Raw genomic sequence first — 16,121 nt, 5'->3', positions numbered from 1 at the left:
TCGGTGGATGGGACAATTCCTTTTTAGAAAATTTGCTCAGTTTGATTGAAAATTGAAGTGCGTAGGCCGTGCGGTTTTTACGAAATAAAAAAATTTCTTAATAATTTGTTAAGATAGGTTGTGTACACTTACAATCAGAACAGTTAAAATTGATTGTTTTTTACACAAACTGTAGTCACCAAGAGCACCATGGACGCAATCTATGGAATAGATTGGGGGCTGCTATAGAAGGGAGATTTATTAATATGCTAATTTTAACTCGCCGTATTGGTGAAACTTTGATTATTGGTGATGATGTTAACATCACTGTGCTTGGTGTAAAAGGAAACCAGGTTCGCCTTGGGATCAATGCCCCTAAAGATGTTTCTGTCCACCGTGAAGAAATTTATTTACGCATCCAGCAGGAAAAAGAATCTGATTCCGAAGAAGCGGTATAACATAGAATCCATCGCAGTCGTCCAGTCCCGGATGAAATAAACTAGTCCGGGGCAAATTCCATTCGTTTTCTGTCTCTGTTTACATCGCAGATAACGACGCATCCCCTGAAGAAAGATAATGCATGCGGCCTTCTTCATCCATCAGGCACAATTGCCCGGCGTCATTTACCCCAAAAGCCCTCCCCAGAAGTACACCAGCGGGTTGTGATACAGTAATAGCTTGTCCTTTGAGCAGATCCACGTCTAGCCATTGCTGACGAAACCCGTGAAATCCCTCCTCTTTAAATTGTTCCAGGTATTGAATCAGGCTGGCAATCAGGTCGGCAATCAGGTGGTTGCGGTCAACATAGCGGCCGGTGATGTCGTATAAAGAGCACCAGGGCTTATCCGAAAGCTGCTGTTTTTCAGAGGATGAGTTCACATTAATGCCTATGCCGATAATCAGCTGGGCATTGCCATGGCTTTCGGCACTGACTTCAATCAGCACGCCGGCTAATTTTTTGTTTTGCCAGAGTAAATCATTCGGCCATTTAACGCCAATTCCATCGTCAATTTGATGGCGCTTGAGGCAATGCAAAAGGGCTAAACTCACGACGAGGCTCAGGCCCGACAATTGCGACAGGCACTGAGTCCACTCACAGCGCATGGAAAAATAAACATTATCGCCAAAAGGAGATGACCATTGCCGGCCAAAACGGCCTCGGCCCTGGGTCTGTTTTTCGGCACAGCAAATAGCTGTGGAAGGCGCAGAGGGAAGGCTCTTTAAATAGCTGTTGGTCGAATCCACCTCAGCAGCCAGATGAAAATCAAAGGCTGTACTCAGTGAATAGTCATTTAAACGACTGCGGATTTGGTTTTCGTTAAGCAGAATAAGCGGTGTCAGCAATTGATAGCCGCGTTGGGGAATGCGTTTAATGAGAATTCCCCAGGCCGTTAACTGGCTAATCTGTTTCCAGATGGCCGTGCGGGTAATCTGTAAAAATTCACCCAGGTCATTGCCGCTATGGCATTTTCCATCGCCTAAACGCTCTAAAAGCTTGATTTGCAGGGGGCTTAATTGTTTCATGATTTTCCTGAAACGGCAGGTGAGAGGTCGGGTTGGTCCGGTAAGGCATGCAGGGTGTGATAATACCAATCCGTAACATCCGGGTGGCAACATAGCGCAGCACAACAAGCCACGACAGGAATAAAGGAAACCATTTGCCAGCAGAGCGCATGCAGGGGATCGTCCACCAGGGCGGGTTGCTGAGGTAAAATCGGCACATTGAATTGCCGGGTAGGATAGGATAGACCCAAACCAAGCGCTTTGATAAAGGCTTCCTTTTGTACCCAGACATTAAAAAAGGCCAAAGGCAACAACCACGGCGGTAATTGTGCCAGGGATTGGTTTTCTTGTGCTGAAAACGAATGCTTCGCCATCCCGCAATAAGGTCTTGCAGAAAAATATTCAATATCAATGCCTAAAGGCGTCGTATGTCCAACCGCCAGAAGGGCGGTGTCACCGGAGTGGCTTAAATTAAATTGCAGGAATGGGTGCTGAGGCAGGTAGGGTTTACCCTGTTTTAAATAATCAAAAACCAGTTTTTGTGCCGACGTATCAAGATAATGTGAAAGAATAAGCCGCAGCATGGCCCGGGCTGTAGAAAAGCGGCGTTGATGCTCAGGAAAATAATAACGGTTGGCGCGGGTTTTTTCATGCTCATTGAGTAAGGATTTAGCCCATGGTGGTTCGTTATCCAGCGGAATTTGCCAGACATCGATGCGGTGAATGTGCAAATCACAGTCATTAAAAGACAGGGATTTGAAGAGGGATTTGCTCATAAAAAGGGATCAACGGTAGCGTCAAAATGCAGTTAAAGGTATCATAGCGCATGATAATACATTCGCCAACGGGTTACGTATGAGCCTACAATTTTTGGATTTTGAACAGCCAATCGAAGAGTTAAATCAGAAAATAGAAGCGTTACGCATGGTCGGAAGTGACAATGAAGTTAATTTAAGCGAAGAAATTGCTCGCCTTGAAGCAAAATGCGAAGAATTGACCGCTTCCATTTTTGCCAATTTAGAACCATGGCAGGTTGCGCAGATGGCCAGGCATCCCCTGCGCCCGCAAACCACAGATTACATTGAAAGCATTTTCACTGACTTCCAGGAACTGCATGGTGACCGCCATTACTCCTGTGCCCCAGCCATTATTGGTGGCATGGCGCGTCTGAATGGTGAACCTGTGATGGTGCTTGGGCATCAGAAGGGCAAGAAGACCAAAGAAAAAGTCTACCGCAATTTTGGCATGGCGCGCCCGGAAGAGTACCGTAAAGCGCTGCGTTTGATGAAATTGGCAGAGAAGTTTGAAATTCCTGTTTTTACCTTTATCGACACAGCCGGTGCTTATCCTGGTATTGGGGCTGAGGAGCGTAACCAATCGGAGGCCATTGCTCGCAACCTGTTGGAAATGGCCAAATTAAGAACCCCCATCCTTTGCACCGTCACTGGAGAGGCCGGCTCAGGCGGGGCCTTGGCCATTGGCGTTGGCGATAGGGTCTTTATGCTGCAATACAGCATTTACTCCGTCATTTCACCGGAAGGTTGTGCGTCCATTCTTTGGAAGGACGCTGCCAAGGCCAGTGAAGCGGCCAGGGCCATGGGTATTACGGCTGACAAAATTGCTGATTTTAAATTGGTTGACGGGGTAATTAAAGAACCATTAGGCGGTGCACACCGTAATCTGCCCGACATGACATCCCGTTTAAAAATGATGCTAAGCGACGAGTTGCGGGCATTAAAACGCATACCCATGGATACGTTGCTCGAGCAGCGTTATCAAAAATTCATGGCCATGGGTGCCTGTGACTAATCAATACAGCGTGTCAGACTGGATGCGCGATCTGGCCGATTATGAGCATCTTTTTGTCGGATTCAGCGGTGGATTGGATTCCACCGTGCTGCTGCATCAATTGAGCAGACACCCTTCACTGCGTAAAAAATTAACCGCTGTCCATATTAATCACGGCTTAAGCCCCAATGCCGCACAATGGCAGCGCCATTGTGAACAGCTTTGTCAACAATGGCATGTACATTTTATATCTCTCTCTGTTCATTGCAAGCGCAAAGGCAATGTTGAAGAGGCGGCCCGTATCGCCCGTTATCGGGCATTGTCGGCACTGATTAAAAAAAATGATTGCCTGCTGATGGGGCATCATCTCGATGATCAGGCTGAAACCCTGCTGCTGCAGCTGTGCCGTGGAGCAGGTGTAGACGGTCTCGCGGCTATTTCTGAAAAAACGACGGTGGGTGAAGGGGATTTACGGCGCCCCTTGCTTAAGTGTACCCGACAGGCGTTACAAACCTATGCGATCGAGCACCGACTGAGTGTTATTGATGATGAAAGCAACGTCAATACCCGTTATTCCCGTAATTTCTTAAGGCAGGACATAATCCCCTTACTTAAAAGCCGCTGGGCAGGGGTGGCACAGAATCTGGCGCGGGCAGCGGAACATTGCCGCCAGGCTCAGGCCAACTTAAATGACTTGGCGCAACTGGATTGCCCCTCGCTGACAGAGGTATCACCGGTGCTGCCGCTTGCGTCGCTGTTTCATTTAAACCGCGCTCGTCTGAGCAATGTTTTGCGGGTTTGGCTGCGTCAAAACAGTGTTCACATGCCCAATACCCTGACGTTTAACCGTTTGATTGACGAGATGCTTTTTGCCGCACCGGACAGTAATCCGGAAATTCATTGGGGCCAGGTGACCATCAAGCGTTATCAACAACATCTTTACCTATCGCCGCAACAGGCTGAATGGACTTCGATTTTACCCTGGACGGCATTTCCAAAGCCTTTATGTCTTAAAGGGCTCGGTCAATTAAGGGCTGAAGTCACGGATGAAGGCTTGTTCATTCCTTCAGGGAGTGAGGTGGATGTCCGTTTCCGTGAAGGCGGTGAAACATTTTACTGGCATGGACAAAACAAATCGCTGAAAAAACTGCTTCAGGAATGGAAAATTCCACCCTGGCAGCGGCAACAACTCCCTTTGATCTATGTTGATGGTCAGTTCGCAGCGGTAATTGGTTGTGCAATCAGTGATCATTTCTACCAGAAAAAAGCCGCCCAATGTTACAGTTTATCCTATATTATTAACAAATAGTTAATTAATATTAACCAAATACCCTCTTTATTGAATATATCGTAATTATTACACTACGTCCTGATTAGGAGAAAGAAATGATTACGAATTGTCGCTTGATTTGGCTATTAAATTACATCACCACCGCTTCGGTGTCGGCTGCTGTCATTACCCCGGGTTTGCCTGCAATCGGGCATTCATTTCATCTAAACGCAGGCTCCATTCAATGGATGATCAGTGCCTTTTTAGGCGGCTATGTCATCGGGCAATTGATTTATGGGCCTTTAGCCAATCGCATGGGACGGCTTGGTGCTCTGCGTATTGGTCTTTTAATAAATCTTTTGGGTTTGCTGATCTGCTTTGCCGGGTTGGCGCTTCATGCGTACCCTGTATTGATTGCCGGACGTTTGGTAAGCGCTCTGGGGGCGGCCAGCGGTCTTTCATGTACCCTGATCCTTATCAATGAATGGCTGCCTGAACATCAACGTCGTACCGCTTTATCTTATTCCATACTGGCGTTCACATTAAGCATTGGCCTGGCGGTGTCACTGGGCGGGTGGATCGTGGCTTATTGGCAATGGCAGGGGTGTTTTGCCTTGCTCTTCATTCATGGCGTCCTCTTGTTGGCGGGTACCGTCTTTCTTAAAGAAACCATGAAAAGCCCCAGACTGGTTAAGCTCTCCCATATCATAGCCGCTTATCGTCAAACGCTTGCGTCGCCCGGGTTGGTCGTCTATGCCCTGGCGGTGGGGTATTGCTCCGCAATCGGGTATTGCTACTCGGCCGCCGGCTCTTTAATTGCTGAGCGTTTTCTGCATCTTTCTGCTGCGGCTTATGGTACCTGGAATTTAATCAATATGCTGGGCATGTTAATCGGGGGGCTGTTGACCAACAAACTGCTTCATCGCTATTCACCCCTTAAAGTGGTTGGCTATGGTTTTGCCGGTTGCGCCGGGGCGCTGCTTGGCCTTCTTATTATCTGGAAGCAGCAATGGCTATCGCCTATTGGGTTTTTTATCAATACATCCCTGTTGTATCTATTCGGGGGGTTCTTATTCGCAGGCGGATCATACCTTGCTTCTGCGGCAGTTCCGGATAAAAGTAATGGGTCGGCCATGTTGAGTTTTATTAACATGCTGACTGCAACCCTGGCCGTCATCATCATGGGTTATATGAATAACAATCCCTGGCTTGGCTTACTGGACGTGCTGTTGTTATTGGGTGGTTTGATTGCTGGCATGGTGATCCTGTTTCATTACAAGACAAGTTCGTCACCTGAGCCGGTGAATAACAGGTAGGCTGCCGCGACAGACTCCGTCGCGGTCCCCATCATCATTTCAACATTCAGGCAAATTGACCGCGAGACCACCCATGGACGTTTCCTTGTAAATGCTTTGCATGTCCATGCCGGTCTGTTTCATGGTTTTAATGACTTTATCCAGGGAAATCTGGTGTTGACCATCTCCAATCAAGGCCATTCTGGAGGCATTCACGGCTTTGACCGCGCCCATGGCATTGCGCTCGATGCAGGGAATTTGCACCAGTCCCAGCACCGGGTCACAGGTCATGCCCAAGTGATGCTCCATGGCAATCTCGGCTGCATTTTCTATTTGTTCAATGCTGCCGCCGAGTACCGCAGTCAAGCCTGCTGCCGCCATGGATGAGGCGACACCGACTTCCCCCTGGCAGCCGACTTCGGCACCCGAAATGGAGGCGCCTTTTTTGTAAAGGATACCAATGGCGGCGGCGGTGAGGAAGTAAACATAAATGTCCTCCTTGCTCAGGCGATCATGAGCCTCCTGGCAATACTTGAGAACGGCAGGGATAATGCCGGCAGCGCCATTGGTCGGGGCTGTGACAATGCGCCCGCCAGCGGCGTTTTCTTCATTCACTGCCATGGCATAAAGATTTAAGCGGTTCATGATGTCTGATTGTTCAAAGACGCTGGGAACGCCCTTGTGTTCAATGAGTTTTTTATAAAGATCCGGCGCACGCCGTTTCAGCAATAAACCGCCTGGTAAAATGCCCGGGTGATGGCAACCGTTGTTGATGCATTCATCCATCACGTTGGCAATGGCTAAAATACCTTCTTGAATCGCGCTCTTGCTGCGCCAGGTTAATTCATTGACCATCATCAATTCGGCAATGGTTAACTTGTTTTCCCGGCACAGGCTCATTAATTCAAATGCCGTGGAAAAAGGGTAGGGTGGGGCGTAGTTATCTTCCGAGCTTTGGTCAAACGCTTCTTCGGTTGTGATAAAACCGCCGCCTATTGAATAATAAACCTGGCTTCGCAATACATTCTGATGGTTGTCATAGGCTGAAAAACGCATGCCGTTACTGTGTTTGGGCAGCAACTCTTTCTGTAAAAACAGGAAATGGCGCTCTTCGTCGAAAAACAATTCCTTCTTGCCACCTAAAAGAAGCTTCTGTGAACTGATAATTTCGCGCATGCGGGGGATCATGGAATCCGGTACAACGCTTTCCGGTGTTTTTCCTTCAAGGCCGTTTAAAATGGCTTTATCGGTGCCATGGCCTTTGCCTGTCAGGGCAAGGGAACCATACAGTTCAATTTTAATCCGTGAAGTATCCGCAAAATGGCCCTCGTTTTCCAAAAGCTGCACGAAGGCAAAGGCCGCTGACATCGGGCCTACGGTATGAGAACTGGACGGGCCAATGCCGATGGAAAACATGTCAAAGAGGCTAATGCTCATGATCACACACTCGAGTGCTTTAAAATATAGCAATTTTAGATGTAAAACCCTGACTAAACAATAGAAGCAGGCTTGAAAAAATACAAGCTTGTTAAAACAAGGCCTTAAATAATTAATCGTTTCCCTTAACTGGTAATTTCCCTGAAAGTTAGGCAGAATAATCAAGCATTTTTTCCAAGGTGTTCTAACGAGAATAGAAAGGGGATCTTTATGAAGATAAAACTGGTCGCTGCAGCTGTCGTAAGCCTGGCAATGACAACCGCATTTGCTGAAACAACTACTCCTGCTGCCGGCACGACTACACCAGCTACTGCCGCAACACCCGCCACGTTAACTACCGATATTGACAAGCTGTCTTACAGTATTGGGGCTGATTTAGGCAAAAATTTTAAAAAGCAAGGGATTGAAATCAGTCCTTCTGCAATGGCTAAGGGTTTGCAGGATGGCATGAGCGGTTCTCAGTTACTGTTGACTGAAGATCAAATGAAAGATGTATTGAGTAAATTTCAAAAAGACCTGATGGCGAAACGAAACGCTGAATTCACTAAAAAAGCAGAAGAGAACAAGTCTAAAGGTGAAGCGTTCCTGTCCCAGAACAAAACCAAAGAAGGCGTTGTGACGCTGCCAAGCGGCCTGCAATATAAAATCATTGAAAAAGGCAATGGTGCTAAACCAACCAAAGAAGACACGGTAACCGTCGAGTACACCGGTCGTTTGATTGATGGTCAAGTGTTTGACAGTACCGATAAAACCGGTAAACCAGCTACATTCAAGGTTTCTCAGGTTATCCCGGGCTGGACTGAAGCCCTGCAATTAATGCCTGCCGGCTCCGTGTGGGAAGTGTATGTTCCTGCGTCGTTAGCTTACGGCCCACGCAGTGTTGGTGGACCCATTGGCCCCAACGAAACCTTGATTTTCAAAATCCATTTGATTTCTGTCAAAAAATCTTAATCCAAATTCCCCGGGGTTTAAGCCCCGGGAAATCTGCCGGTCATTCATGAATTGAGAGTTACCCATGACTAAACGCCTATTGATTGTGTTTATACTTGGCTTTTCTTCAGGGTTGCCTCTTGCCTTGATTACCAGTAGCCTGCAAGCCTGGTATGCGGACGCGGGACTGTCAGTTCTCGCCACCGGAATGCTCAGTTTGGTTGGTTTGCCCTATGTATACCGTATATGTTGGGGACCTTTGCTGGATCGTTACTCCTTATTTTCTTTAGGTAAACGCCGCAGTTGGATGCTCTTGATGCAACTGGCGCTCTTGCTGGGCTTTAATATCCTCGCCTGGTTTACCCCGGCACAATCGCCTGAATTGATGGCATTTATGGCCTTGATGCTGGCTTGTTTTTCTGCGACCCAGGATGTTGCCATTGACGCGCAGCGTGCTGAATACTTGCCGGTGCCGGAGCATGGCATGGGTGCTTCATTAGCAGTTTTTGGTTATCGTCTGGCTTTATTGATAGCCGGCGGCCTGGCCTTAATCATGGCGCATCATTTAGGCTGGGCGACGACTTACCGGATTATGGGGCTTTTGATGCTGGTGGGGGTTTTCGCGACCTTGTGGAGTGAAGAACCGTTACACTACAGTGAGGAAAGCACGGGGTTCGTGATCGCTTTTCTGGCGCCCATTCGGGATCTTTGCCGCCGTCGAGATATTATTCCTCTGGTCTTGTTTATCCTTTTTTATAAATTGGGAGAAGCGTTTACTGCCACCACTAGCGGCATTATTATGCCTTTTTTAATTCAGGGGGTTGGTTTTTCTTTAGAAACCATTGGCTATATCAATAAAATGCTTGGTATTGCGTCCATCCTGCTGGGTGGCCTGGCGGCTGGTTTTCTGCTCCTGCGCTGGTCTTTATACAAAGCGCTGCTCAGTTTTGGGCTATTGCAGGCCATGACCAATCTGCTGTTTGTGGCATTGGCCTTGACGGGAAAAAACGTGCCTTTGTTTGCCGCCGCGGTTATTTGTGACAATTTTGCTGCTGGAATGGGATCCACGGCATTGGTTGCCCTGTTTATGCGCCTGGTGAATCGTCAATACACGGCTACCCAGTTTTCTATTCTGGTGGCTATTTCGAGTCTTCCGCGCATCTTGTCCGGTCCTTTGGCCGCCTTACTGCAAATGGGGCTGGGATGGGTTGGCTTATACCAACTCTCGTTTTTATTGGCCCTGGGTTTTATACCTTTTTTATTGATGATAAAAGGTGAAACGCAGCCTGTCTCCTCCCCACCAGTGGTATTGGAACGAGGCTGATGCCTGATTTTTATTGGTTTCCGCCGAAAAAAAGCAAGCCTTGCCTGTCCTAAAGAAAATGATTGATAAAATAGATTTACAATACTTTATTTGTTTAAAAATTGAACTATAGTTATAGGACGTGCCATGATGGAATGAAATTATGCAGTGTCCTGCTGTAGGAATTACCAGTGTTGGTTTGTGTTTCCCTCCCTTTTACATGCACCTCAGAGAATTAGCCGGTTTACGCGGCGTTGATGTTGAAAAATATACCCTTGGTTTAGGTTTGAATGAAATGGCGCTTTGCGGCAAGCATTGTTCCGTAATTGATTTAGCCATTGGCGCCGCTCAAGGTGCGATAGCGCATTGGGGCGGATCGGTTGAAGACATTGGCCTTATCGCCGTTGGCACAGAAACTCCCGTCGATTACAGCCGCCCATTAAGTGCTTGGGTGGCTTCAGAGCTTAAAATTCAGGGGCATATTCGCTCCTACGAAGTGAAGCACGCGTGCTATGGTGGAACCCTGGCTATTATGCAGGCAGCGGAGTGGTATTTAAGTCAAACCACTAAACAGAAAGTGGCGTTGGTCATCGCTGTCGACGAGGCGCTTTACGCGGAACATGATGCCGGTGAACCCACTCAGGGGGCGGGTGCCGTCGCATTCATCATTGGTCCCCCGGTTTTAGCCGCGTTGAACGTCGGCAATACGATTGCTTACAGCGAACCCGTATTTGATTTCTGGAAACCGCTTGATAAGCATTACCCCGAAGTCAATGGTGCGTACAGTCTGGAGTGTTACAAACGTGCGGCGGTTTGCTGCTTTAAAAAGCTCATTCAGAATGATGATCCCATGCAGTTTTTGACGCAATACAAAGCCTTGTGCTTTCATGTCCCTTTTCCCAAAATGGTCTATAAAGCCTTTGCGTCAGTTGGGGAGAGCCTGGGTTTAACGGAGTCGCAAACCAATGAATTGTACCAGAGCCGCATCGCTCCTTTTATGGCCTGGAATCAGCGTTGCGGTAACGCCTATACCGCCAGTTTATGGATTATGTTCGCCTATGCGTTGGGTTATGCAGTAACCAATGAACAGTTTTTGTTGTTTTCCTATGGCTCAGGCATGGGCTCGGAGTTGATTGACTGCACCATTCAGATAAAGAATGAGGATAAAAGCTGGCATCACGAGGTGGAGCGCCAACTCAATAGCCGGCAAGAATTATTTGCTAACGATTATGTCACTATCCGCCAAAATAAACCGTCCCAATAAGCAGGTAATCTTGGCGGCCTTCAGGATAAGGCCAAAATGGAAGTCAAGGAGGATAAACACTGGACGCCATAGCTTGTGGCGATGGAGAATCAAATGCCTGAGAATAATCAATTCGAGGGATTTTCAAAGTTATCACGGATGGAACGGTTCCAACGGCTTAAAGCACTTGGCGCTTTAAGTGATGAGGATATTGCCTTTTTACAGGAGGGGGCAGTCAACGACATGCGTTTAGCGGAAAGTTTGATTGAAAATGCCATTGGTTATTTTCAATTGCCGCTGGGTGTTGCCGGTAATTTCCGGATAGATGGCCAGGATTTAGTCATCCCCATGGCGGTCGAAGAAACATCCATCATTGCCGCATTGTCGAAAACGGCAAAATGGGTCAGGCAATGCGGCGAGATCACGACGGGTATGGAGGGTGATTGCATCATCGGGCAGATTCAAATCGCTCATGTTAAAAATAGGCTGGAGTTAGAAACACGCTTGCAGGAACACAAGGACGAGCTGATTGCCATGGTTAATTCTTCCATCGCATCCGGTATGGTTAAACGGCAAGGCGGGGTTAAAGACATTGAATTGCGGACAGTCCCCTATGGGAATGGTGAGTTGATGGCGGTTATCCATGTCACTATGAACCCCGTGGATGCTATGGGGGCTAATCTTTTAAACCAGGTTCTTGAATATTTAAAATCCCCCATTGAGCAATTAACCCAGGAAAAGGTGAATCTTTGTATTTTATCCAATTTAAATGACAAAAAACTGACCACTGCGCAGGTTGTGATTCGAGACATCGAGCCGGAGCTTGGAGAGAAAATAGCCTTGGCTTCTGAGTTTGCCAAACAGGATCCATATCGCGCAGCGACCCATAACAAAGGGGTGCTCAATGGTATTGATCCCGTGGTGATTGCCACAGGCAACGACTGGCGTGCGGTCGAGGCAGGTATCCATGCCTATGCGGTAAAACAGGGTCAATACCGCGCGATTACCGAGTGGTCTTATCGTGATGGAACCCTTTACGGGGAATTCAAGGCCCCGGTTGTTGTCGGGATAGTCGGCGGCGTAACGACCTTGCATCCCATCGCCAGAATGGCGCTGCGCATGATGAATATCCAATCAGCCAATCAATTATCCCGTATTATCGCCGCAGTGGGTCTGGTGCAGAATCTGGGGGCGTTAAAAGCCCTGTGTACCGTGGGAATAAGCCAGGGGCATATGAAATTGCATTTAAATAATCTCATTTTAAAGACGGATGCAACGGAGAAAGAAGCGCCCATTTTAAAAGCAAGGCTTGAACAATTCCTGTTAATCAATAAACATATTACTGAACATGAGGTTATCGTCATACTCAACGACATAAGGGAAGCTCTGAAAAATGATGAAATGGAAAGTACCCGCTAAAACCTTTCTGCTGGGGGAATACGCCGCCTTAGAAGGCGGATCGGCGTTAATCTTGACGTCTAAACCCTGCTTTGAACTCATCTTGATCGAGGAGCCGGTGTTAAAGGGTATTAACCCGGCGTCTCCTGCCGGTCGTTATTGGCTCAGTTTGCCTTCGATTGCACAGGGCCTGAGCTGGCATGATCCCTATGATGGCATTGGCGGGCTCGGTGCTTCCAGCGCTCAGTTTCTTGCCGTGTATCTCGCGGACTGTCATTTACGCAATCAACAACCGAACCGCAAGGCGCTGCTTGAGCGCTATTTCCAGTTTGCCTGGGATGGCCAGGGCATTAAGCCAAGCGGGTACGATATCATGGCACAGGAGCAGCAGCAATGCGTGTTCATTAATGGGCAACGCCATGAGATGCGCAATTACCCCTGGCCGTTTGACGAATTGGCCTTTATTTTGGTTCACAGCCGTCATAAATTAGCTACCCACGAGCACCTGCAATCGTTTCAGCTTAATTTTTCAACCGATAGACTCTCACGGCTTGCTGATCAGGGTTGTATGGCCTTTGAGCAAGCCAATGATACCTTGCTGGTCAATGCCGTCAATGCCTGTCAGCAGCAGCTCGAGGCTTTGCAACTGGTTGCGACAGACAGTGTAAAGGCCATTGCTGCCTTAAAAAGCAATGAAGGCGTTGTGGCGGCAAAAGGCTGTGGAGCTTTGGGCGCTGATGTCATTTTACTGCTGGTTGAAAAACGCCGGTTGAGCGGATTACGCAATGAATTGTCCGGTATGGGGTGGAAGGTATTGGCCACCAATATGGATTTATACATAGGCGAGCATTTAGTCGAGTCATCAAGGATGAAAACAAGAATTTGAAGCAGGGACAGTATGTTATCTGTTTAATTACTGGAATTACTGGCAGTTATTGTGTTAATATTATCCAAATAGATATTTTTCTGTCATGTGATGTTCTGTAAAGTAGAATCAAAAAAGAAATTGCTCCATTCAAATAGACCCTCATTATTTAATACGTCTACAGTTGATATAAAAGAATTTAGAAATTTTCTTAAAGATAATGAAAAAAGATCAATTAACGCGAAATTTTTGCTGGAAGACACGAAGTATCATAATCTGGAAGATTTTGGGAAGCGGTTTTTAAATGATATCTCTCTTGTAAAGGAAATTATTGCTCGGGAAATTAATCGACCGGAAGGCACGTTTGCTTTTTATAATGGTAGCTCAAATGCAGTAAAATTCTTACGTGTGGCCATGAGTGCTATTTCTAAAGAAATGGCTCAAACAGATCCGCAGGTTGCAAAATCTAATCTTGTTTTTGGAGCGATAAAATCAAAAACCTATTTGCCAAAAAAATTTTTTGAGAAGCATGTCGATAAGAATGCCACGTTATACCCATTTAGTGCTGAGTATGATTCAAAAAAACCACTACTTGATCATGAACCCAAAATTACTAAAGTTATCTTAGCTGCTTCAATGTTATTGCATGATGGTTTACTGGGTGAAACTGCCTGGCTTATGTTTCAACGCAATATGAGCTTCTCAGTCAGTAAAGAATCAGTTGGTATCAAAAGTATTTTGCAGGAATTCTGCAAAAAAAATGGGCTTGATGACTTTCCTATTGATACAATTGTTGCCTATTATGATACATACCGATCGGTTTTACAGGCACAACTGCTGCAAATTTTTGTCAGAAAAGAAAGTTTGAATTCTTTAGGATACTATTGTTATGCGGGAGGGGTGCCTCTTGTTGAAGATAGTGTTGAATTTCTAGATCAGCTTTATGATGACCTGAATAAACAGAGCTGTTCAAATTGGGGAAGTTGTATTTCCGAAAGACTGGCTTATGCCCAGGATGAAAAAAAAACTCTACTCTTTGGTTCATCCTCAGTGTGCTCCGAGTCGTAAGCTTCTCGAATCAGACAGTGTAAATTGGCAGGACTTTTTACAGGTTCGGTTTTTAACTGCTAATCCAGATTTTTATAACTCAGAGGCAGTCATTGTTAATGAGTATTATAGATCAGATGAGGCCTACCAGATGGCTAAAGCGCTTAAATTATCATTAAGACTTGAAATTAAAACGTATTTTAAAAATAAAGATAATCATTATTTAGACAATGCTATGGCATTAGGTTAGCGCATTAAGATCAAGTTACGACGGAAAATTACCATTCGAAATTCTTGACTTAAAGAGCTGGTAATCCCCCCTTTTTAACTAAGATCAAAAATAGAGGATTAAGCAGCGACTAAAGCCAGTTTCTGCGTTGGTGTAATGCCACCGATAGCCATATTAGGTCTCTCATTGTTATAAGACCAAAGCCATCGAGTAGCAAATTCGTGTACTTCGGCAATCGTACTAAACAAGTATTGATTTAGCCAGTCATACCTTACAGTTCGATTATATCTCTCAACATAAGCATTTTGCTGTGGATTGCCTGGCTGTGTAAATAGCAGAGTTATTTGACGTTTTTTAGCCTAATCGGCTAGCAAATGACTGATGTATTCAGGTCCATTGTCGCAACGAATCGATAAGGGTTTACCGCGCCATTCTATCACTTGGTCAAGGGCCCTAATAACTCGCTCGGCAGGGAGGGAGAAATCAATCTCAATAGCCAGGCCTTCACGATTGAAATCATCAATGACATTGAGTAATCGGTAACTGCGCCCGTTTTGGAGCTGGTCATGCATAAAATCCATTGACCAACACTGATTGATGGCATCGGGTACCGCCAATGCATCTGGTTTTTCCCTGATTAGCCGCTTTTTAGGTTTTATCCTGAAATTCAATTCCAACTCCCGGTAGATTCGATAAACACGTTTATGATTCCATTTGAAATGCTTCACATTGCGAAGGTACAAGAAACATAAGCCAAAACCCCAGTTACGCTGAGCTGCAGTCAGCTGCAATAACCAGTCCGCAATCTGAGCATTTTCATCATCTAACTTGGCTATATACCGGTAACAGGTTTCGCTGATGCTAAACAGTACACAGGACATGCGAATAGGGATTTGATAGTTTATCACCGCTTTTTGCGCCAACTCCCTGCGGCGCGACGGTGCTACCACTTTTTTTCAATGGCCTCTTTCAGAATCTCGGCTTTAAGACGCTCTTCCGCATACATCTTTTTTAAACGACTGTTCTCAGCCTCAAGCTCTTTTAGACGCTACATCATTGATACATCCATCCCGCCGTACTTCGCCCGCCATTTGTTGTAAAACGTTGCAGAACTTATGCCATGCTCCCGGCATATATCAGGTACTGACTGACCAGCTTCGGACTGTTTTAAAATCGACAGTATTTGACTGTTACTAAATTTTGATATTTTCATGAAAAATCTCCTCCAACATAGATTATGAGAAATTCTACTTTTGACATCTGTTATTTTTCGGGGGGATTACCTAATGATTTTAACTGTATTATCTATCATGAGAGTTTTCCTCTTGGTTTGATTAAAGTTCGCACTTCTATCAAAACCGGAAACTCTCACCTTTTCAATAGGTTATGTCAGATTAAGTCAAAACTAATTCATATTAATCAATGTTGGTCTATGGATTTTATGCATGATCAGCTTCAAAGCAGACGGAGTTATCGTCTGCTTAATGTAATTGATGATTTTAACCGTGAAGGCCTGGCTATTGAGATTGATTTTTCCCTGCCAGCAGAGCGTGTCATCAGAACGCTGAATCAGGTGATAGAATGGCGAGGAAAGCCTTTATGTATTCGCTGTGACAATGGGCCTGAATATGTCAGTCATTTGTTAGCCGAATGGGCTGAGAAACATAAAATAACTCTGCTGTTTACGCAACCAGGTAATCCGCAGCAAAATGCTTATGTTGAGCGATATAACCGAACCGTAAGGTATGACTGGTTAAATCAATATTTGTTTAGTACGATTGACGAAGTACAAGAGGTTGCCACCCGATGGCTCTGGTCTTATAACAACGAAAGA

Annotated in this window: 14 protein-coding genes and 2 pseudogenes; 12 read left to right on the top strand and 4 right to left on the bottom strand. The window is 46.0% G+C overall.

The features are described from left to right. Window positions 1–245: 245 nt before the first annotated feature. On the top strand, window positions 246–437 hold the full coding sequence (gene csrA, locus Lery_RS14805) for a carbon storage regulator CsrA (protein WP_058528024.1): 192 nt from the start codon (window positions 246–248) through the stop codon (window positions 435–437). Between the two features lie 79 nt (window positions 438–516). Here csrA and Lery_RS14800 read toward each other — a convergent pair whose 3' ends face one another. Continuing rightward, window positions 517–1,503, bottom strand: coding sequence for a biotin--[acetyl-CoA-carboxylase] ligase (locus Lery_RS14800; RefSeq protein ID WP_058528023.1), 987 nt, complete (start codon window positions 1,501–1,503; stop codon window positions 517–519). Beyond that, window positions 1,500–2,258, bottom strand: a complete 759-nt coding sequence (locus Lery_RS14795; RefSeq protein ID WP_058528022.1) for a 4'-phosphopantetheinyl transferase family protein — start codon at window positions 2,256–2,258, stop codon at window positions 1,500–1,502. Before Lery_RS14795 ends, Lery_RS14800 begins: the two co-directional genes overlap by 4 nt. Before the next feature lie 79 nt (window positions 2,259–2,337). Here Lery_RS14795 and Lery_RS14790 point away from each other — a divergent pair, with 79 nt between their 5' ends. The 3 genes from Lery_RS14790 (at window position 2,338) to Lery_RS14780 (ending at window position 5,856) form a co-directional block, all read left to right on the top strand. Beyond that, window positions 2,338–3,291 (top strand): acetyl-CoA carboxylase carboxyltransferase subunit alpha, encoded by a 954-nt coding sequence (locus tag Lery_RS14790; RefSeq protein WP_058528021.1) that lies wholly within the window; start codon window positions 2,338–2,340, stop codon window positions 3,289–3,291. Then, the gene (tilS, locus tag Lery_RS14785) at window positions 3,284–4,579 is read left to right on the top strand and encodes a tRNA lysidine(34) synthetase TilS (protein WP_420324175.1); all 1,296 of its coding nucleotides are present in this window, start codon (window positions 3,284–3,286) and stop codon (window positions 4,577–4,579) included. Before Lery_RS14790 ends, tilS begins: the two co-directional genes overlap by 8 nt. Window positions 4,580–4,656: 77 nt before the next feature. Further along, complete coding sequence (locus Lery_RS14780) at window positions 4,657–5,856, top strand: MFS transporter (RefSeq protein WP_058528019.1); 1,200 nt, start codon at window positions 4,657–4,659, stop codon at window positions 5,854–5,856. Between the two features lie 39 nt (window positions 5,857–5,895). Here Lery_RS14780 and Lery_RS14775 read toward each other — a convergent pair whose 3' ends face one another. After that, a complete protein-coding gene (locus Lery_RS14775) occupies window positions 5,896–7,272 on the bottom strand; it encodes an L-serine ammonia-lyase (RefSeq protein WP_058528027.1) in 1,377 nt (458 codons plus the stop codon). Window positions 7,273–7,482: 210 nt separating this feature from the next. Here Lery_RS14775 and Lery_RS14770 point away from each other — a divergent pair, with 210 nt between their 5' ends. The 7 genes from Lery_RS14770 (at window position 7,483) to Lery_RS15770 (ending at window position 14,308) form a co-directional block, all read left to right on the top strand. Beyond that, window positions 7,483–8,223 (top strand): BamJ family beta-barrel-assembly machinery protein, encoded by a 741-nt coding sequence (locus Lery_RS14770; protein WP_058528018.1) that lies wholly within the window; start codon window positions 7,483–7,485, stop codon window positions 8,221–8,223. Window positions 8,224–8,287: 64 nt separating this feature from the next. Further along, a complete protein-coding gene (locus Lery_RS14765) occupies window positions 8,288–9,526 on the top strand; it encodes an AmpG family muropeptide MFS transporter (RefSeq protein ID WP_058528017.1) in 1,239 nt (412 codons plus the stop codon). Between the two features lie 142 nt (window positions 9,527–9,668). Further along, entirely contained in the window at window positions 9,669–10,769 is a 1,101-nt protein-coding gene (locus Lery_RS14760) for a hydroxymethylglutaryl-CoA synthase family protein (protein ID WP_058528016.1), read from the top strand. A 93-nt stretch (window positions 10,770–10,862) separates the two neighbouring features. Continuing rightward, complete coding sequence (locus Lery_RS14755) at window positions 10,863–12,167, top strand: hydroxymethylglutaryl-CoA reductase, degradative (RefSeq protein ID WP_058528026.1); 1,305 nt, start codon at window positions 10,863–10,865, stop codon at window positions 12,165–12,167. Then, window positions 12,142–13,032: a mevalonate kinase family protein gene (locus Lery_RS14750; RefSeq protein WP_237759247.1), complete on the top strand. Its 891-nt coding sequence runs from the start codon at window positions 12,142–12,144 to the stop codon at window positions 13,030–13,032. Before Lery_RS14755 ends, Lery_RS14750 begins: the two co-directional genes overlap by 26 nt. A gap of 90 nt (window positions 13,033–13,122) precedes the next feature. Continuing rightward, window positions 13,123–14,079, top strand: coding sequence for a hypothetical protein (locus Lery_RS14745; RefSeq protein WP_058528015.1), 957 nt, complete (start codon window positions 13,123–13,125; stop codon window positions 14,077–14,079). Beyond that, window positions 14,027–14,308, top strand: a complete 282-nt coding sequence (locus Lery_RS15770) for a hypothetical protein (RefSeq protein ID WP_131751160.1) — start codon at window positions 14,027–14,029, stop codon at window positions 14,306–14,308. The genes Lery_RS14745 and Lery_RS15770 overlap by 53 nt, the downstream gene beginning before the upstream one ends. Window positions 14,309–14,406: 98 nt before the next feature. Here Lery_RS15770 and Lery_RS14740 read toward each other — a convergent pair. Next, window positions 14,407–15,500 (bottom strand): annotated as a pseudogene (locus Lery_RS14740) (IS3 family transposase). 204 nt (window positions 15,501–15,704) lie between these two features. Here Lery_RS14740 and Lery_RS14730 point away from each other — a divergent pair. Continuing rightward, window positions 15,705–16,121, top strand: a pseudogene (locus Lery_RS14730) (DDE-type integrase/transposase/recombinase); the annotation flags it as partial.

Source organism: Legionella erythra (genome assembly GCF_001467615.1).
GTDB lineage: Bacteria > Pseudomonadota > Gammaproteobacteria > Legionellales > Legionellaceae > Legionella_C > Legionella_C erythra.
The sequence above is the reverse complement of the archived record's forward strand: the minus strand, read 5'-3'. Positions and strand labels throughout refer to the sequence as shown.